Origin of the sequence: Microvirga lotononidis, from assembly GCF_034627025.1 — a bacterium.
Lineage (GTDB): Bacteria > Pseudomonadota > Alphaproteobacteria > Rhizobiales > Beijerinckiaceae > Microvirga > Microvirga lotononidis.
In genome coordinates this window covers 3,315,538-3,333,072 of record NZ_CP141048.1, presented here as the reverse complement: position 1 = coordinate 3,333,072, position 17,535 = coordinate 3,315,538, and the positions used below count along the sequence as shown (strand labels likewise).

General features: G+C 65.5%; 15 protein-coding genes. 11 read left to right on the top strand and 4 right to left on the bottom strand.

All coding sequences use genetic code 11. The features are described from left to right. The first annotated feature begins 107 nt into the window (after positions 1 to 107). From U0023_RS15765 to U0023_RS15750, 4 genes are all read left to right on the top strand, one after another. Positions 108 to 866, top strand: coding sequence for a DUF3750 domain-containing protein (locus tag U0023_RS15765; RefSeq protein WP_009494001.1), 759 nt, complete (start codon positions 108 to 110; stop codon positions 864 to 866). Positions 867 to 897: 31 nt separating this feature from the next. Beyond that, entirely contained in the window at positions 898 to 1,881 is a 984-nt protein-coding gene (meaB, locus tag U0023_RS15760; RefSeq protein WP_009494002.1) for a methylmalonyl Co-A mutase-associated GTPase MeaB, read from the top strand. A 180-nt stretch (positions 1,882 to 2,061) separates the two neighbouring features. Next, positions 2,062 to 2,565 carry an SRPBCC domain-containing protein gene (locus tag U0023_RS15755; protein WP_154661324.1) on the top strand — a complete coding sequence of 168 codons (504 nt, stop codon included), beginning with the start codon at positions 2,062 to 2,064 and terminating at the stop codon, positions 2,563 to 2,565. A 174-nt stretch (positions 2,566 to 2,739) separates the two neighbouring features. Continuing rightward, positions 2,740 to 3,531, top strand: coding sequence for a bestrophin-like domain (locus U0023_RS15750; protein WP_009494004.1), 792 nt, complete (start codon positions 2,740 to 2,742; stop codon positions 3,529 to 3,531). 6 nt (positions 3,532 to 3,537) lie between these two features. Here the strand turns inward: U0023_RS15750 and U0023_RS15745 are convergent, their stop codons facing one another. After that, positions 3,538 to 4,551, bottom strand: a complete 1,014-nt coding sequence (locus U0023_RS15745) for an asparaginase (protein ID WP_009494005.1) — start codon at positions 4,549 to 4,551, stop codon at positions 3,538 to 3,540. 168 nt (positions 4,552 to 4,719) lie between these two features. Between U0023_RS15745 and U0023_RS15740 the strand changes: the two genes are divergently transcribed. The 3 genes from U0023_RS15740 to U0023_RS15730 all read left to right on the top strand — a co-directional run bounded on the left by U0023_RS15740 (position 4,720) and on the right by U0023_RS15730 (position 7,305). After that, complete coding sequence (locus tag U0023_RS15740; protein WP_009494006.1) at positions 4,720 to 6,024, top strand: UDP-glucose dehydrogenase family protein; 1,305 nt, start codon at positions 4,720 to 4,722, stop codon at positions 6,022 to 6,024. A 96-nt stretch (positions 6,025 to 6,120) separates the two neighbouring features. Then, a complete protein-coding gene (locus tag U0023_RS15735) occupies positions 6,121 to 6,357 on the top strand; it encodes an Lrp/AsnC ligand binding domain-containing protein (RefSeq protein WP_009494007.1) in 237 nt (78 codons plus the stop codon). Between the two features lie 282 nt (positions 6,358 to 6,639). Further along, on the top strand, positions 6,640 to 7,305 hold the full coding sequence (locus U0023_RS15730) for a DUF924 family protein (RefSeq protein ID WP_009494008.1): 666 nt from the start codon (positions 6,640 to 6,642) through the stop codon (positions 7,303 to 7,305). Between the two features lie 14 nt (positions 7,306 to 7,319). Here the strand turns inward: U0023_RS15730 and U0023_RS15725 are convergent, their stop codons facing one another. The 3 genes from U0023_RS15725 to U0023_RS15715 form a co-directional block, all read right to left on the bottom strand. Beyond that, the gene (locus U0023_RS15725; RefSeq protein ID WP_009494009.1) at positions 7,320 to 8,411 is read right to left on the bottom strand and encodes a transglycosylase SLT domain-containing protein; all 1,092 of its coding nucleotides are present in this window, start codon (positions 8,409 to 8,411) and stop codon (positions 7,320 to 7,322) included. A 171-nt stretch (positions 8,412 to 8,582) separates the two neighbouring features. Next, positions 8,583 to 9,029 carry a Crp/Fnr family transcriptional regulator gene (locus tag U0023_RS15720; RefSeq protein ID WP_009494010.1) on the bottom strand — a complete coding sequence of 149 codons (447 nt, stop codon included), beginning with the start codon at positions 9,027 to 9,029 and terminating at the stop codon, positions 8,583 to 8,585. Continuing rightward, positions 9,026 to 11,650: an ABC transporter ATP-binding protein gene (locus tag U0023_RS15715; protein ID WP_245273106.1), complete on the bottom strand. Its 2,625-nt coding sequence runs from the start codon at positions 11,648 to 11,650 to the stop codon at positions 9,026 to 9,028. The genes U0023_RS15720 and U0023_RS15715 overlap by 4 nt, the downstream gene beginning before the upstream one ends. A 242-nt stretch (positions 11,651 to 11,892) precedes the next feature. On the opposite strand from U0023_RS15715, the gene U0023_RS15710 reads away from it, so the two are divergent. The 4 genes from U0023_RS15710 to U0023_RS15695 are packed head-to-tail and all read left to right on the top strand — an operon-like array spanning position 11,893 to position 17,515. Then, positions 11,893 to 13,170: a glycosyltransferase family protein gene (locus tag U0023_RS15710; protein WP_009494012.1), complete on the top strand. Its 1,278-nt coding sequence runs from the start codon at positions 11,893 to 11,895 to the stop codon at positions 13,168 to 13,170. An 8-nt stretch (positions 13,171 to 13,178) separates the two neighbouring features. Beyond that, positions 13,179 to 14,450 carry a glycosyltransferase gene (locus U0023_RS15705; RefSeq protein ID WP_009494013.1) on the top strand — a complete coding sequence of 424 codons (1,272 nt, stop codon included), beginning with the start codon at positions 13,179 to 13,181 and terminating at the stop codon, positions 14,448 to 14,450. Next, positions 14,447 to 15,565: a glycosyltransferase family 4 protein gene (locus U0023_RS15700; protein ID WP_009494014.1), complete on the top strand. Its 1,119-nt coding sequence runs from the start codon at positions 14,447 to 14,449 to the stop codon at positions 15,563 to 15,565. Before U0023_RS15705 ends, U0023_RS15700 begins: the two co-directional genes overlap by 4 nt. Before the next feature lie 9 nt (positions 15,566 to 15,574). Continuing rightward, positions 15,575 to 17,515 carry a glycosyltransferase gene (locus tag U0023_RS15695; protein ID WP_009494015.1) on the top strand — a complete coding sequence of 647 codons (1,941 nt, stop codon included), beginning with the start codon at positions 15,575 to 15,577 and terminating at the stop codon, positions 17,513 to 17,515. Positions 17,516 to 17,535 lie beyond the last annotated feature (20 nt).

Genomic DNA, 17,535 nt, shown 5'->3' with positions numbered 1-17,535 from the left:
GAGCGTCTGCCAAGTCACATCCGAGAGGAAATATGGTAACCCGATGGTGAACGGGGGTGTCGCAACGTCATCTTGATGCGCCCGGAGGAGCCGCATAGGTTCGCTCGATGCTTGCCTTCGTCTCCCGCATTCTCCTTCTCATCGTCGGCCTGTATCTCATGCCCCTCGGGACTCATGCGCTCTGGTGGGCGCTGCGCGACGATGTCGCGCCGAGCTGGCGCGCCGCCGACTGGTCGAGCGCGAAGCTCCTGCCCGCCGCCTCCGAGGCGCCGCAGGCCATCGTGGCGGTCTACGCGGCCCGGGTCGGCCGCTGGCGCGGCATCTTCGCCCACCACACCTGGATCGTCGTGAAGGAGGCCGGTGCCGGCACCTATACCCGTTACGACAAGGTCGGCTGGGGCAGCCCGGTCCGCACGAACGGATGGGCGCCGGACGGGCGCTGGTTCGGCAATGCGCCGCATCCGGTGGTCGTGATCGAGGGCGAGGCGGCGCAACGGCTGATCCCGCAGGTGCGGCAGGCGGTGGCGAGCTATCCCTACCAGACCTTCGGCGCCTACAACGCCTGGCCGGGCCCGAACTCGAACACCTTCGTGGCCCATGTGGTGCGTTCGGTCCCCGAACTCGACGCCGCGCTGCCGCCCACGGCACTGGGGAAGGATTGGCAGCCTTGGCGGGACATCGTCGGCCTGACCCCGAGCCGGACCGGCATCCAGGTCTCCCTCGGCGGCTATGCGGGCATCGCCCTCGGTTGGGTCGAAGGGGTCGAGGTCGACTTCATGGGCCTCGTCGCCGGCGTCGATATCCGCCGCCCCGCGATCAAGATACCCGCCTGGGGACGAATCGGCATGGATCCGATCACTTGGTGAAAGCACGGGCGAGATGCGCTAAACCTCGACGATGACCGGGGGATCACCGAAAACGGCAGTGACGGCGGAGAGGGTCGCAGGGGGCGACCGGGCCTCCTTGGCGCGCGCCATCACGCTCATGGAATCGCGCCGCCCTGACCATCGCGAGGCGGCGCGCGCGCTCCTTCAGGAGCTGATGCCCCGCACAGGTCACGCGGTGCGCATCGGCATCACCGGGGTTCCAGGCGTCGGCAAGTCCACGACCATCGACACATTGGGCTCCATGCTCACCGGCAAGGGCCACAAGGTCGCCGTGCTCGCGGTCGATCCCTCCTCCACCCGCACGGGCGGCGCGATCCTCGGCGACAAGACCCGGATGGCGCGCCTCGCCGCCGATCCCAATGCCTTCATTCGCCCCTCCCCCTCCTCGGGGACCCTCGGCGGGGTCGCGGCCAAGACACGCGAGACCATGCTGCTCTGCGAGGCCGCCGGCTTCGACGTGATCCTGGTCGAGACAGTCGGCGTCGGGCAGTCGGAAACGGCCGTCGCGGATCTGACGGACTTCTTCCTCGTCCTCATGCTGCCCGGCGCAGGCGACGAATTGCAGGGCATCAAGAAGGGCATCCTCGAACTCGCCGACCTGATCGCCGTCAACAAGGCGGACGATGCGGGCGCGAAGGCAAAGGCGGCCGCCGCCGAGTACAAGGCCGCCCTTCACATCCTGTCGCCCGCCTCCCCTTCCTGGACGCCACCCGTGCTCACGGTCTCGGGACTCACCGGCCAGGGGCTCGACGAGATCTGGGGGAAGGTCCTGGACCATCGCAAGCGCCTGGAAGCGTCGGGAGAGCTCGCGGCCAAGCGCCGGGCGCAGGACACGAAATGGATGTGGGCCCTCGTTCACGAGCGCCTCTACGAACGCCTGCATCACGATCCGGCCCTGCGCCAGCGCGTGCCGGAGATCGAGAACGCCATCGCGGACGGCTCCCTGTCGCCTACGGCCGGAGCGGGCGAGATCGTGAAACTGTTGAAGCTCTAGAGTATCGCACGCAAAAGTGGGAACCGGTTTTGCGGGGAAAGATGCTTCAAACCAAGAACCTGAAGCATCGGATGTGGGTTCGGCTTCACGTCCGATGCTTTAGGCTTGGAGCGCGAATCGATGGCACCCCCAGAATTCGGATGATTGCGGGTCGACCAGGACTCGCACTAGCCTATGACCATGAGCACTCTGAAGCTGACCCAGCACTTCGATGTCCCCGCCTCGGTGGTCTACCGGGCGCTGATCGATCCGGAGGCCGTCTCGGGGTGGATGTTCCCTGATGGAATGAGCATCCATATCCACCATTTCGAACCGGAGGTCGGCGGCCGGTTCCGGATCTCGCTCACCTATGAAGGCGACTTCGGAGTGGGGAAGTCTTCGGCCCGAACCGACACCTATCACGGGTATTTCGTGGATCTGGTTCCGAACGAGCGCGTCGTTCAGGCTCTGGAGTTCGAGACGGCGGATGCGTCGATGCAGGGCGAGATGAGGATCACCTTTGCCCTGACGGAGGCCGAAGGTTCGAGCGTGCTCGGCGCCTGGCACGAGAACGTCCCTCCAGGCATTCCTCCGGACGACAACGAGACGGGGTGGCGCATGTCCTTGGCGAGGCTCAAGCAACTCGTCGAGCAGGGTCAAGCCGACCGATCCGGGGACGCCCCATCTCAATCAAGCCGTCCGTGACAAGCCCCACCTCGCGAACCGGCGCGACATAGGTATCGCGTCGAGCCGGGGTTCCACAGATCCCGCCCATAGTAGGAAGCTCCGTCCGCCTACCCGGAATTCCACCTGATCCTCGTGGGGAAATCCGCTTCACTCGGTGAAGGCCTAAGGGCGTCACCGAGAGCCGACACCGCCGTGATCGACCGATTGCATCAATTGCCCCTTTTCATGGGCGCCGTGATCACCTGCCTCTTCTTCCTGGTGCCGACCCTGGTCGGCCTGGTGCTGCTGCAACCCACATTCGCGCGCCTGATTCGCGGGGAACGCGATCCGAACGCCATCGTCACGCTGCTCCTGAACGTCTTCTCGCTCTATTACGGCGTTCTCCTGGCCCTGCTTTCCGTCGCGGTGTTCGAGAATTACGTCAAGGCGCAGGATGCAGTCGGGCGCGAGTCGTCCAAGGTCATCGCCCTCTACCGCACCTTCAATGCCTATCCCGAACCGGCCCGCACGACCCTGTTGGATACCCTTCGTCAATATGTCGACGAGGAGACGGGGCCGGGCTGGGTCGCCCAGCGAACCGATCAGGTTTCCACGCGCGGGACGCAGCTCGTCGACCAGCTGAGTCGCCAGCTCCTCGGCTTCAGGCCCAATCGCGATGCGGGAGAGGACCTGATCCATGAGGCGGCGCTCCGGACCTTCGAAGACTTCATCGAGCAGCGCCGCCTGCGCATTCAGGCGGCCGGAACCAGCATTCCAAGGGTCATCTGGGCGGTCGTCATGGTGGGAGCCGCTCTGAATGCCATCATTCTGTGGCTCTTCGACCTGCGGCGAACGACGCACCTCATCCTCAGCAGCGTTCTGATGATCTTCATCGGCCTCGTCGTCTACATGGTCGGCGTTCTCGACCGACCGTTCCATGGCCCGCACGGCCTCCAGCCGGACGACCTCATCCACACCCGCCTGCAGATGAACCCGAGACCGTGAGCGCCTTCAGACCGCGCCCCGGATCTCCGGCGAGACGCGGATCTGCCCGACCTCGATGCCGTTCCAGTTCTTGAGCACCGGCCGGGCCAGCGCTTCGACGGCCTTGCGCTCGTCGCCGCCCAAGGGGAGGAAGCGCAGGACGAGCCCGGCCATCATGGCCTCCGCCGCACGGCCATGCCCGTCCTCGACCTTGAGGGCCACGCCATAGCCGAGCTCCGGGAAGGAGGCGCAATAGACGCCCTCGGCTCCGACCTTGACGAAGGCGCGCTCGCCGAGAAGCTCCATGAGCTTCGTATCGAAACGGCCGGTCCCGGCGACCATGAAGGGATGGCGCGCCACGGCCTTGCGGATCCGGGCCGCCGCGGCCTTGCCGTCGCCCGGCAGACCTGTCCCCGCCCCGAACCGGGCGAATCCGAAAGCCAGAGACGGGAGCGGGATCGCGTAGGTCGGGATCGAGCAGCCGTCGATGCCGCTCTTCTCGACCGTATGGCAGGCACCGGTGATCTCCTCCAGGGCCTCGCGCACGCTACGCTGCACCGGATGGTCCGCCAGCACATACCCTTTCGGGCTTTGGCCCTGACCGCAGGCCAGGCAGACGAAGCCGGCGTGCTTGCCTGAGCAATTGTTGTGGAGGGCGCTCGGGCTGGCACCCGAAGCCGCCAAGGCGCGGTTGGCGGCTTCGCCCATGGGCCAGTGCACGCCGCATTCGAGACAGCCGACATCCTGCCCGGCCTTGGCCAGCATGGCCTTGGCGGTCGCCGCATGCTCGGGCTCGCCCGAATGGGACGCACAGGCGAGCGCGATCTCCTCGTCGGTCAGGCCGTACTTGTCTGCGATGCCGCTTTCGACCAGCGGCATGGCCTGCAGCGCCTTCACGGCGGAGCGCGGAAAAACGCGCCTGTCCACATCGCCGATCGACAGTACCATGCCCCCCTCGGCGTCGACCACGGAGACGCTGCCCCGATGGCGCGACTCGACAAGGTTTCCGCGGGTGACCTCGACAAGAAAAGGATTGTCCATCAATGCCCCGTTTGAAAAGCGGCGGTGTTGTGGAGGTACTCACTTCAGAAGTCAAAGGGGGCATTGTTACAATGGCGAGAAAACTGCCTCGAAATCGTCTGATCCCCTGGGTTGCTGCGAGCCCCATGCCACTCTAAACCCAAGATCCGAACAAATTGGGAGTTCTCGATGCGTGTTGCGATGATCGGAGCGGGCTATGTCGGCCTGGTCTCCGGCGCCTGCTTTGCGGATTTCGGCCACGAGGTCTGCTGCGTAGACAAGGATCCGTCCAAGATCGAGGCCCTCAACCGCGGCGAGATCCCCATCTTCGAGCCGGGCCTGGCCGAACTCGTCGCCAAGAACGTGCGCGAGGAGCGCCTGACCTTCACCACCGATCTTCCTCAGGCGGTTCGGAACGCCGAGGCCGTCTTCATCGCGGTCGGTACCCCGTCCCGTCGCGGCGACGGCCACGCCGACCTCTCCTACGTCTACCAGGCCGCCCGCGACATCGCGGCCGCCATGGACGGCTACACCGTCATCGTGACCAAATCGACCGTCCCGGTGGGCACCGGCGACGAGGTCGAGCGCATCATCCGCGACGTCCGCCCCGATGCGGACTTCGCCGTGGTGTCGAATCCGGAATTCCTGCGCGAGGGCGCGGCCATCGCCGATTTCAAGCGGCCGGACCGCATCGTGGTGGGCACCGAGGACGACCGCGCCAGGGGCGTGATGAACGAGCTCTACCGCCCGCTCTATCTCAACCAGTCGCCCCTGCTCGTCATGTCCCGGCGCACGGCGGAGCTGACGAAATACGCCGCCAACGCGTTCCTGGCGACCAAGATCACCTTCATCAACGAAATCGCCGACCTGTGCGAGCATGTGGGCGCCAACGTGCAGGACGTAGCCCGGGGCATCGGGCTCGACAATCGCATCGGGGCGAAGTTCCTGCACGCCGGCCCGGGTTATGGCGGCTCGTGCTTTCCCAAGGACACGCTGGCCCTGATCAAGACGGCGCAGGACTACGAGGCGCCGATCCGCATCGTCGAGACGGTGGCGGCGGTCAACAGCCAGCGTAAGCGCGCCATGGGCCGGAAGGTGATCGCCGCCTGCGGCGGCTCCGTGCGCGGCAAGACGGTTGCGGTGCTCGGCCTGACCTTCAAGCCCAACACCGACGACATGCGCGACGCCCCCTCCATCGACGTGATCACCGCGCTGCAGGATGCGGGCGCCCAGGTGCGGGCCTACGATCCGGAAGGCATGTCGGCGGCCAAGGCGGTCCTCACGGACGTGCATTATGCCCGGGACGCCTATGATTGCGCCCGCGGAGCGGACGCGCTGGTGCTGGTGACCGAGTGGGATACGTTCCGGGCCCTGGACCTGACCCGCCTGAAGGCCACCCTGGCGGCTCCGGTGGTCGTGGACCTGCGCAACGTCTATCGCCCGGAGGAGATGCGCCGCCATGGCTTCACCTATGTGAGCGTCGGACGGGGATGACGGTCCACGGGACCGGGCAGCAGAGGTTCTCACCGGCCCGGTCCCGTGCCATATGTCTCGGATTGAGACATTCCAGACGCGTCCCCGGAGCCTCCCATGCAGACCTTCTTCGTCGAGATCAAATGCAAGCTCGGCAAGACCTATGCCGTCGCGAACGCCCTGGCCGACCGGGAGATCGCCTCCGAGATCTACTCGACGGCCGGCAACTACGACATTCTCGCCAAGTTTCACGTGGATGACGGGGTCGATATCGGCCATTTCATCGCGGAAAACGTGCAGGTCATTCCCGAGATCGCCGACACGCACACGATCATCACGTTCAAGGCTTTCTAGGCTCTTCGGCCGTCTTTGTGGCGTGCACCTCACAATCTCCAACCTCACCGTGGGAGGAGTTGACCGCCCTCTCCCATGTCATGGCCGGCCTTGTGCCGGCCATCCCGATCACTTGAAGCGCAACGCCTTTCGCATCGAGATCACCGGCACGAGCCCGGTGATGACGTGAGAGGGTGGCAGCGCAGGTCCGGCCCGGGCCTGACGAACCCGCTCGTCGGGTGCTTCCAAGCACAGCACGGCCATTCCAGGCCGGATAAGATCCAGTCCTTCAGGGAGGAATGGATGTCATCTCAGCTGGATTGGCGCAGGGTCTACGATTTCTGGTTCCCGATGGACCTGTCGCGGTCCGGCATCGCGGCGCATTGGCAGATGATGACCTGGTGGTTTCACGGCGAAGCGCAGGCGGAACTGCGCCCCTTCGCCCCCCTGGTTCACGCGGCCAGGGCCGGCGGGCTCGATCATTGGCGCGCCACGCCGCAGGGGCGGCTGTCCCTGATCATCGTTCTGGACCGGTTCCCGCGCGGCCTGTTCGCGGGGACGCCGCAAGCCTATTCCTCCGATCCGGATGCCTTGAGGATCGCCGAGGAAGGATTCGGCAACGGGCATTACGGCGCCCTGGCCTCCCCCTACGAGGAATTCTTCTACCTCCTGCCCCTGGTCCATGCCGAGGGACCGGATCATGTGGACAGGATGGGGCGCGTCGTCGCCATTGCGGAGCGGGCCCTCGCCGAAGCCCCGGAGGATCTCAAGCCGGTCTGGCAGTTTACCCTGGGCCAAGCCCGGACCCGTTTCGACATCATCTCCCGGTTCGGCCGCTTCCCGCACCGGAACCCGGTTCTCGGGCGCGCCTCCACGCCGCAGGAGCTGACTTACATGGCCAAGGACGATTTCATCCACACCCGCTCGCTTCCCGTCTCCGCCTCGTCGGCGATCAGCGCGATCGGGTGACCCAAAGGGCCGCCCTACTGCACGAGGGCGCTCGCTTCCGAGGTCCGCTCCTCGCTCTGACGGGAAATCTCGGCGAGATAGGGGCCGATGCCCTCGTAACGGTCTAGGCGGCGGACGATCTTCGAATCGATCTTGTTGTAAAGCTCGGCGACGCTCACCGGGCGGCGCTTGCGTCCCTTGCCTTCCATGAACAGCCCCGCATTGGCCTTCGCGGCCTTCGGGAAGAGCTTGGAGGCCTTCATGTTCGGGTCCCGGTCGAGGACTTCGAGGAACCGGACGGCGCTGGAGGCTCCCAGGAAATGCGCGAGGTAGAGTTCGGCCTCCGCCAGCTCCCGCTCGCCCTGGGCCTGAAGGGCGCGCTCCACGTCCTTGATGAGTTCTCCGGCCATGAGGGCGGAGAAGTACGGGTCGGTGCGCAGATTCATGATCCAGGCACGGTCCCTGTCGCCGACGACCGGATCGCCGTCCACGGTCTTGATCGCCTCGGCGGCCGCAGCAAAGCCGTAATCCGCAGCATGGAGCTGCACGATTTCGAGCCAGGTCCGGTCGATGAACTGGAACAGACCTTGGGCCGACGAGGTCGGGGCCTTGGCTTCGGGCGAGAGGCTCGATTCCACATCAGCCAGGGTCATCATGTAGACCGGGTCGACGCCGGTCACATGGGCGGCCTTGAGGATGGAATGCACGAGCCAGCGGGGAACGTTGCGCCCATTGAAGGGGATCAGCTCATCGGGATCGCCGGCGGCCTCGTCCTGCATCTCGCGCGGCGCCGGTTTCACCGCATGCGGCTTCCTGAAGGAGAATGCACCGTCGAGAATCGCCTTGAAGAGGCTTGGGTCCTTGATCAGCTTCGGGGTGAAGTCCATCGACGCCGTGATGAGGGAACCGGTGGTGACCGGCTGCGGGACCGCAGCCGCGACCGGCCGTGTCATGAGAGCGCTCGGAAGAGTGGCGACCGCCGCCGGTCCGGCGGCGAATCCCTGGAGGCCCACGATCAGGCCTGCGGTCAAGGTCAGGTTAAGAAAACGGCGGCGACGTCCCGGCTTGCACACATCCGCAACAGGCTGCGGAACCGCGCACAGCAGCGTTCTCGCGTTACTCATCATCACTTATCCCGCAACAGCCCGACCTGACGATCGGGCCTTCCCTTGTGTCATTCTGGGACAAGGGTTGACGGGTAGTTGTGACCAGAATCGGTCAGCTTGGCCATTGGAGGTAGGATTTTGCTAACCTTAAGCAGGGTTTTCCCCGAAAAATCCTAAGGCTGACCAGGAAATTTAGGATGAGGACTGTGCGACAAGCTGCGCATTCGTCCGCTCGAGGCGCTTTGCCAGCTCCCGCATGATCGCCAGGGACATCTGGGGAAACTGGGCGAGAAGCTCCAGAAAGACCCTCTTGTCGATTCGCAGAGCCGTCGTCGGCTCGGCCGCCATGATCGTGGCGGAGCGCGGCGTGTCCGAGAGAATGCCCATCTCGCCGACGAGGGCATTGCTTCCCAGTTCGGCGACCTGGATGTCGCCGCCCGGCGTGTTGAGGAGAACGCTCGCCCGGCCGTCGAGGATCACATAGGCGGCGTCGGACGGGTCCCCTTGCGAGAAGAAGCGCTGCCCGTCGGAGAACTGCACCCGCTCGCTCGTGAAGGCGAGAAGCTTCAACCGGGCCGGATCCACATCCCGAAACATCGGCACCTGCCGCAAGGACTGAACCTCTGTTTCAAGGGTCATGCCACCTCTCCTGCTACTCTCTGGGCGGCGTCCGGCTCGGGTCTGGCGGACCTGGGAGCCGGAGCGGCCGTCTTTTCTGTAATGATTTGTCCGTCACGGAAGCGCAACTGAACATCGAAAGAGCCCGCCTGTCGATCATTCGGAAGGACCATGAACAGGCTTTGTTGATCGAGGAGCTCCAGCAGCAGCTCCAGCATCTGCTGGCTGCGTGACTCGTCGAAGGGTGCGAAGGCCCCATCGATCACGAGGATGTCGGGGCGCTTCACGAGGCAGCGCACCAGATTGACGCTCGCCCGCTCCTGCGGCGACAGAAGCCGCCCGGCCGTGCCGACCTGATAATCGAGGCCGATCCGCTCGATGTCTTCCAACAGGTCCAGCTCGCGGACCACGGCGGCCACGGCTTCGGTCACCCGAATGCGGGCATTGGCGACCTGGTAGCTGACGCGTCCGAACAGGAGATTGTCCCGCAAGGGCGCCGCCGCGCAGAACTGCTCCGGATCGTAGAACTCCACGCCCTCGGAATCCGACTTCGCCAGAACTTCGCGGACCCGGCCGCGCGCCTCAACGATTCGGGCCATGAGCTGGCCGTCGAGGAGTCCGAGGCGGTGCCGGGCCTCGATATAGGCGAGTGGCAGGGCCAGGAGCCGGGTGCGGTCCTCCCGCTTCAGATTGCCCTCGCCCCGCGCGTGCCGGCGCAGGATCGAGGCGAATTCCGACAGCTCCTCGGCACCGATGAAGGAGAACTGCTCGAACAGCGAATGGCCGGGGGGCAGCCCTTCGAAGATCTCGGTCATGGTCTCGGCGATCTGCAGGCCCATGCGGACAAGATCGTCGGTCAGCCCGGCCCGGTCGATGGCGCTGCGGAACTGGCCGTTCTCGGCGAGATTGCGCCCCTTGAACTCGTCCGAGATCGGCACTCCGAATAGGAGGTTCTCGGCGATGGTGGCCTGGCTGTTGTAGAGGTCCGGATCGAACGGTTCGACGAGATCGGCCATGCCGTTCGCTTGGAACGTTTCGCGCAGGCGATGACGGGCTTCGACGACCCGTTCGGCGAGCGCCATGTGGCGTTCGGGATCGATACGCCCCGCCAGGCCGAACAGGTAGATCGTATCGCCCATCCCGATCCGGTCGAGCAGATCGAGGAGAATGCGGTCGAGATCGCTCTCGTCCCTCGCGCCGATCCGCTCGTAATCCACCCATTGATCGGCAATGCTCTCGAGGGGATTGCCCGTTCTGATCGCCTCGGCGATGCGGCGGTCCATCTCGCGCTTCTCCTCCTCGATCCGGCCCAACGGCTTCGAGCGGAGACCGTAGACCAGGTTGTCGCGGATGCTGCCGGGGAAGAGGATGGGGTCGACGCCCGCATAGGCGATGCGGCGCCCGACGGTGGAAACGGGAAGCTGCATCAGATCGTGCTCGCCGATGCGGATCTGGCCGCTGAACTCCGAGGTTCGGCGGGCGATGATGCGCGCAAGCATGCCGGCCGCGGCGCCGCCGTTCGAGATCAGGGCGACGCTCGCGGGAAGGTCGATGGCGAAGGCGCCGCCCTCGATGATCATGTCGCCATGGATGCCGGCGACGCGGATCTCCTCGGCCACCAGGGGACCTGTCAGGGGCACGTCCTCGTCCGCAGCGTCGCGGGCCTCGTGCAGGGGCACGAGCCGTTCCTCGGCGAAATGCTGGGTGACCTGGTCGTATTTCACCTGGACGTCGAGACGCTGCTGGTCCCAGTCGATCAGCTCCTTCAAGGGCGGCGGCAGCTCCCGGTAGGCGCCGATGACGGCCACGAGCTGACCGATGTCGAGCGTGCCGCGCAGGGCGAAATAGCCGCCGATGGCGTAGAAGAAGAAGGGCGTCAGCTGCGCCAGGAAGTTGTTGAGCGATTTGACGAAGAACTTCCGGTTATAGATCTTGAGCCGGACCGAGAAGAGATTGAACAGCCGATGCCCGATCTCGGCCCGTTCCCAATTATAGGCATTGTGGACGTGAACGACCTCGATGCCGTCCTGGACCTCGGCGATGCGCCCGGCCAGTTGGCGCGATTCCAGCTGCCGCTGCTTTCCGAGGCGGAGCAGCTCCCGCCGCAGCCGCGGGATGATGGTGAACTGCACCGCGATCACGGCCAGCGCGATCAGGCCGAGCCAGACGTTCTGGATCATGATGAAGACGAGGGCCGTGATGGCCTGCATCCCCAGGAAGATCGGGGTGATGAACGCATCTCCGATGAAGCCGCCGATGGGCTCGACCTCATCCTTGATGATCGTCGCCGTCTCGGAGGATTTCACCGTGCGCAGGGCGTCCGGGGTGAAGCGGAGCACCATGGAGAACAGGTCGAAGCGCATGCGCCGCAGCATCCGCTCGCCCAGGATGCCCTTGGCGACGTTGATCCAGTACTTGAACGCCCCGTTGACGACCACGAAGAACAGGAAAAGCGTCGAGAGGCCGAGGAGCAGACCGAGCCGACCCACTTGGAAGCCTTCGAAGATCTCCAGCGTGCCGCCGCCCAGCCATTTCGGCCAGTCATAGCTGAGATGGAGGAAAGGGGCCGTGGCGTTGCCGTCCCTGAACGCCTCGCCCTGGATCGCCTGGTTCACGATCTGGCGAGGCAGGTCGAGGGACATGAAATAAAATGGCAGGGAGGCGAGCACGACCGCGCAAACGATCAGCTGGTCGCGTCTTGAATGTGTCCAAATGTACCTAAAGAGGCTCTTTTCCATTGCCGTAAGGTCACCACTTCTGTACGCCTGGATGAACCTCTTTCCGATCTTGGGCAACGCCTTATTTGATCGACAGGGACCTTAGAAGGTAGAGAGGGCGGATTGGTCGTCAATCGGCCGGGCCGCCTGACCGAAGGGGCAGCCGCATGGCAGACCTGGCAATGGATTTTGATCAGGACGCAGGTTCTGCCTCTGGGCAGTCCGATGGCGGCCGAGGAACGCGCGTCCTGATCTACAGCCACGATACCTTTGGTCTCGGCCATTTGCGCCGGTCGAGGGCGCTCGCCAATGCCATCGTGCAGGACCGGCCCGACACCTCGATCGTCATCATCTCGGGCTCGCCCGTCATCGGCAATTTCGAGTTCGACAGCGGCGTCGACTATATCCGCATCCCGGGGGTCACGAAGCTCCCGGACGGGGATTACCGCAGCCTCAACCTCAATATCGACCTGGACGAGGCGGTGGGCCTGCGCCAGGCCCTAATTCTTCAGGCCGCCAAGGCTTTCCGGCCCGACGTGTTCATCGTCGACAAGGAGCCCACGGGCTTTCGCGGCGAAGTCGTGCCGGCGCTCGACTATCTCAAGGCCGCAGGCTGCCGCCTCGTGCTCGGCATTCGCGACGTGATGGACGAGCCGGCGCTTCTCGTGCCCGAGTGGGAGCGCAAAGGAGCCAAGGAGGCCCTGACCCGCTACTACGACGAAGTCTGGGTCTATGGCCTCAAGGACATCTACCAGCCTCTCAAGGCGCTGGCCCTGCCCGATTACGTGGAAGAGCGGATTACCTATACCGGCTATCTGCGCCGTGACGTGCCGCCGACCCCGTCCCTGACCCGATATCCCAAGATCACGAAGCAGCCCTTCATCCTGGTGACGACGGGCGGCGGCGGCGACGGCGACGACCTGATCGACTGGGTGATCTCGGCCTACGAGGCGGATGCGGCGCTCGAACAGCCCGCGCTCATCCTTTTCGGCCCCTTCATCGACAGGGACAAGCGCCGCTCCTTCGTGGAGCGCATCGCCAGGCAGCCGAAGCTCGACGTGATGTCCTTCGACAACAAGATCGAGTGGCTCATGAAGAAGGCGGACGCCATCGTGGCGATGGGCGGCTACAACACCTTCTGCGAGGCCCTGTCCTTCGACAAGCGTACCCTGATCGTCCCGCGCACGAAGCCCCGCCTCGAGCAGTACATCCGCGCCGTCGAGGGCGAGCGGCTGGGTCTGGTGCGCATGCTGAGCGACTACGAGCAGCCGCGCACGCCCGAGCGCATGGCGGCCGCCCTGCGCTCCCTTGCGTCGCAGCCGCGCCCCTCCGAGGTCGTCGTTCCCGGTCTTCTCGACGGCCTCGACCGGGTACAGGAGCGGCTGAAGGCGCTCACCGCCTCGAAGGCACCGTTTGCCACCGCATATCATCAGGCGGCCGAGTAACCGTACACATGCTTCCCTCTGAATCAGCCCGACGCATCGCCATCGTGGTGAAAGGCTACCCGCGCCTCTCCGAAACCTTCATCGCCCAGGAAATCCTAGCCCTCGAGCAGCGCGGCCTTGCCCTCGAGATCTGGTCGCTCCGCCACCCGACGGAGCGGGCCGTGCACCCCATGCACAAGACGATCAAGGCGCGGGTCACCTATCTGCCGGAATATCTGTACGAAGAGCCGTTGCGCGTCCTGCGCGGCGCCTTCTGGAGCCTGGGCCAGAAAGGCTTCGGCCCAACGATCCGGGCGTTCTGGCGCGATCTGAAGCGCGATTTCACCCCGAACCGCGTGCGCCGCCTCGGCCAGGCTTTCGTGATGGCGCGCGAGATGCCGGAGGATGTGCGGCACCTGCACGTGCATTATCTCCACACACCCGCCTCCGTCGTTCGCTATGCGGCCCTGCTCACGGGTCGGAGCTGGACCTTCTCGGCCCATGCCAAGGATATCTGGACGACACCCGACTGGGAAAAGCGCGAGAAGATGGGCGAAGCGCTCTGGGGGGTGACCTGCACGGCGCAGGGAGCCGGAAACCTTCAATCCCTGTCTCGGCCCGACAAGGTATCGCTCGTCTATCATGGGCTCGATCTCTCCCGCTTCCCGGCCGCGCCCGAAAGCCGTCCTGCCAGGGACGGCTCGGACCCGCTCGATCCGGTCAGGATCGTGTCCGTCGGCCGGGCCGTGGCGAAGAAGGGTTTCGGCGACCTGATCCAGGCGCTCGCCGCGCTGCCCCAGGACCTCCATTGGCGCTTCGCCCATGTGGGTGGCGGCGAACTGCTCAACACGTTGAAGAAGCAGGCGCAGGAGGCCGGAACCGCCGACAAGGTGGCGTTTCTCGGCTCCAAGGCGCAGCCCGACATCATCGCGCTCCTGCGCGAGGCGGACCTCTTCGTCCTTCCGTCGAAGGAAGCGAAATCGGGCGATCGCGACGGCCTTCCGAACGTGATCATGGAAGCGGCCAGCCAGGGTCTCGCCATCGTGGCGACGGACTTCGCCGGCATTCCGGAATTCATCCGCAACGACGTGGAAGGCCAGCTCGTGCCGCCGGGCGATTGGGCGGCCCTGTCCAACGCCCTCAATCTCCTGGCCCGCGACCCAGCGCGCCGAGACGCGCTCGGCGCCGCAGCCTTTGCGCGCCTGCGGCGGGATTTCTCCATGGAGGGCGGGATCGACGTTCTGGAGGAGCGTCTCCGGTCCGCGACGGACACCGCCAGGAACGAACCGGAGCCGGTGTGACGATCGCGCGGCCTGTGGCGTTCTATGCTCCCTTGAAGAGCCCGAACCATCCCCTTCCCTCGGGCGACCGCACCATGGCACGCCTGCTGATGAAGGCGCTCGAACGGGCCGGCTATTCCCCCCGTCTCGCGAGCGAGGTGCGAACGCTCGACAAGGTCGGCAATCGGCACCGACAGGAAAGCCTCCGAGAGGAATCGCTGGAGGAGGCCGACCGCCTCGTCGCTCACTACAGGAGACTTTCCGAGGACGATCGACCCCGCCTGTGGTTCACCTATCACGTCTATTACAAGGCGCCGGATTGGATCGGCCCGCGTGTCGCCGACGCGCTGGGCATCCCCTATGCCATCGCGGAAGGGTCGCGCGCGTCCAAGCGCGCGCGGGGCCCCTGGGCCCTCGGGCACGACGGCGCACAAGCCGCTCTCGACCGTGCCGACGTGATCTTCAGCATGACGGCCCATGACCGGGAAGCCCTGGAGGCCGAGAGGCCATCGCGCCAGGCCCTGGTGGACCTGCCGCCTTTCCTGGATCTTGCGGAGTGGCCCCTGTCGGGTCTGCGCCCTTCGCGAGCGTCCGAGCCGCGCCTTCTCGCGGTGGCGATGATGCGGGAGGGCGACAAGCTTGCCTCCTATCGCATTCTCGCAGCCGCCATGGAACGTCTCCAGCACCTACCCTGGTCGCTTCAGATCGTGGGGGACGGCGAAGCACGGGACGAGGTCGCGCGGCTGTTCTCGCCTATACAGGACAGGGTTCGATTCCACGGACGGATCGAGAGAAAGGCCGATCTGGCAGCCCTCTATCTGATGGCCGACCTCGTCGTCTGGCCTGCCGTCAACGAGGCTTACGGCATGGTGCTGCTGGAGGCTCAGTCCCTCGGCTGTGCGGTGGTTGCGGGCACCTATGGCGGCGTTGCCAGCGTGGTGCGGGACGGCGAGACCGGGCTGCTGACGCCGCCCGGCGACATCGCCGGTTTCGCCGATGCCGTGAGCGGACTCGTGCGGGACCGGAAACGGCTCGAGACGTTCGGCGACAACGCTTCCCGCTTCGTCAAAGAGGAGCGCGACCTCGGTCACGCCGCTTTGCGCTTAACCAATGCGCTGCAAGCCGTAACGGGATAGAATGTTGATATGAGCTTGCGCGTTCTGATCGCCGTCACGCACCTTCTGGGAGCGGGCCACCTCGCCAGGGCTGCCGCCCTGGCACGGGCGTTCGCGGCAAGGGGACATGCGGCGACACTCGTGTCGGGCGGCACTCCTTCCCGATTGGCCGGTCTGGAGAACGTCGCATTCGTTCAGTTGCCGCCCGTGCAGACCGTCGGCACCGATTTCAAGACGCTGCTCGGCGATAATCTCGCACCCGTCGATGAGGTCTATCTCGACAAGCGACGCGCCCTTCTGCTCGACACCCTGAGAACCGCCCGGCCCGATATTCTGATCACCGAGCTCTTTCCTTTCGGGCGCCGCGTGCTGGCGGACGAATTCGCAACCCTGCTCGATGCCGCGCGCCGCATGAACCCGCGCCCGCGGGTGCTGTGCTCGATCCGGGACATCCTGGTCGCCTCCTCCAAGGCGTCGCGCGTTGCGGAGACCCATGAGCGCGTGCTTCGCGATTACGACGCCGTTCTCGTCCATGGAGACCCGGAACTCGTGCCGCTGGAAGCCTCATGGCCCGTGGACGAGCGGGTAAAGCCGCTCGTTCGCTATACGGGCTATGTGGACGAGAACGATGCCCCGATGCCGCTGGCTCACCGGCACGGGATCGTCGTGTCGGGCGGATCGAGCGCCGCGAGCCTGCCCCTCTACCGTGCGGCCCTCGCGGCCGCGCAGGACATTGCCGATCGGCCTTGGCGCCTCCTCGTCGGCAGGGGTGTGGCGGAAGCCGAGTTCCTCGCGCTTCGAGAAAGCGCTCCGGCTCATGTTACCGTGGAGCGGGCACGACCCGATTTCCGGGCCCTGCTCTCCGGCGCGGAGGTCTCCGTGAGCCAAGCCGGGTACAACACGGTCGTCGATCTCCTCCGCTGCGGCGTCCCATCGATTCTTGTCCCGTTCGAGGCTGGCAAGGAGACGGAGCAGCGCCTGCGCGCCGAGCGGCTGGCGGCACTGGGCCTCGCAGAGATCGTGCCCGAGGCGGAGCTCTCCCCGCAGCATCTGGCAGAAGCCGTCCGGCGCGGGCTGGCTCGTCGACCCTCCCCGGCTCCGACCATTTCCCTGGATGGAGCCGATCGAACCGTGATCGAGGCCGAAAGCCTCGTGTCGTCAGGCCCGGCACTTCACCGGACCATCGACTGGTCGCCTCTCGATCTGGCGCTGGACCGAGCCCGGGATCAGGGCGTCCCGGTCCGGTTCTGGTGGCGGGATGACGACGCTGTGGCCGATACGCCCCGCCTCGACCGCCTTCTCGAACTCGCCCGACGCTACGATGCCGGGATCGGTCTCGCGGTCATTCCGGAAAAGATCCAACCCTCTCTCGCGCGGCGCCTGGCCAGCGAGCCGAAGGCCTTCGCCCTGGTGCATGGCTGGAGCCATGCCGACCATGCGCCGGACGGCGAGAAGAAGGCGGAGTTCGGCCCTCACCGGCCCCTGGACCGCATGGCTACGGAAGCGGAACGGGGGCTGCACCTGGCGCGAGAGCACCTCGGATCGAGGCTGCTGCCGGTCTTCGTGCCGCCCTGGAACCGGATTTCCCCGGATCTTGTCCCCCGCTTGCCGGGAGCGGGGTTCCGGGGCCTGTCCACCTTCACGGATCGGAAGAGCGCCCGGCCCCCGCCCGGCCTCGTTCAGGTCAACACCCATGTGGATCCGATCGACTGGCACGGCACGAGAAGCCTCGCGGATCCCCCTCTGATCATGACCGCCCTCGCCGGAGCGGTCGAGCGACGCGTGACCGGCGATGCGGACTCCGAAGAGCCGATCGGTTTCCTGACCCATCATCTCGTTCATGACGACGTCATCTGGGCGTTATGCGAAAGGCTTATCGCCCGCCTTGCCGCACGCGGCATAGGTTTCCTGTGCCCGGACGCATGGTTTGGATTGGAAATAAGATCACATTTGAAATCTAATGGGGTCTGATGCGTTATGCTCATAAATCC

Excerpts from the sequence above, each read along its gene's own strand:
- U0023_RS15765 (WP_009494001.1), top strand. The coding sequence starts at position 108 with ATGCTTGCCTTCGTCTCCCGCATTCTCCTTCTCATCGTCGGCCTGTAT.
- meaB (WP_009494002.1), top strand. The coding sequence starts at position 898 with ATGACCGGGGGATCACCGAAAACGGCAGTGACGGCGGAGAGGGTCGCA.
- U0023_RS15755 (WP_154661324.1), top strand. The coding sequence starts at position 2,062 with ATGAGCACTCTGAAGCTGACCCAGCACTTCGATGTCCCCGCCTCGGTG.
- U0023_RS15745 (WP_009494005.1), bottom strand. The coding sequence starts at position 4,551 with ATGGACAATCCTTTTCTTGTCGAGGTCACCCGCGGAAACCTTGTCGAG.
- U0023_RS15740 (WP_009494006.1), top strand. The coding sequence starts at position 4,720 with ATGCGTGTTGCGATGATCGGAGCGGGCTATGTCGGCCTGGTCTCCGGC.
- U0023_RS15735 (WP_009494007.1), top strand. The coding sequence starts at position 6,121 with ATGCAGACCTTCTTCGTCGAGATCAAATGCAAGCTCGGCAAGACCTAT.
- U0023_RS15730 (WP_009494008.1), top strand. The coding sequence starts at position 6,640 with ATGTCATCTCAGCTGGATTGGCGCAGGGTCTACGATTTCTGGTTCCCG.
- U0023_RS15725 (WP_009494009.1), bottom strand. The coding sequence starts at position 8,411 with ATGATGAGTAACGCGAGAACGCTGCTGTGCGCGGTTCCGCAGCCTGTT.
- U0023_RS15720 (WP_009494010.1), bottom strand. The coding sequence starts at position 9,029 with ATGACCCTTGAAACAGAGGTTCAGTCCTTGCGGCAGGTGCCGATGTTT.
- U0023_RS15715 (WP_245273106.1), bottom strand. The coding sequence starts at position 11,650 with ATGTCCCTCGACCTGCCTCGCCAGATCGTGAACCAGGCGATCCAGGGC.
- U0023_RS15710 (WP_009494012.1), top strand. The coding sequence starts at position 11,893 with ATGGCAGACCTGGCAATGGATTTTGATCAGGACGCAGGTTCTGCCTCT.
- U0023_RS15705 (WP_009494013.1), top strand. The coding sequence starts at position 13,179 with ATGCTTCCCTCTGAATCAGCCCGACGCATCGCCATCGTGGTGAAAGGC.
- U0023_RS15695 (WP_009494015.1), top strand. The coding sequence starts at position 15,575 with ATGAGCTTGCGCGTTCTGATCGCCGTCACGCACCTTCTGGGAGCGGGC.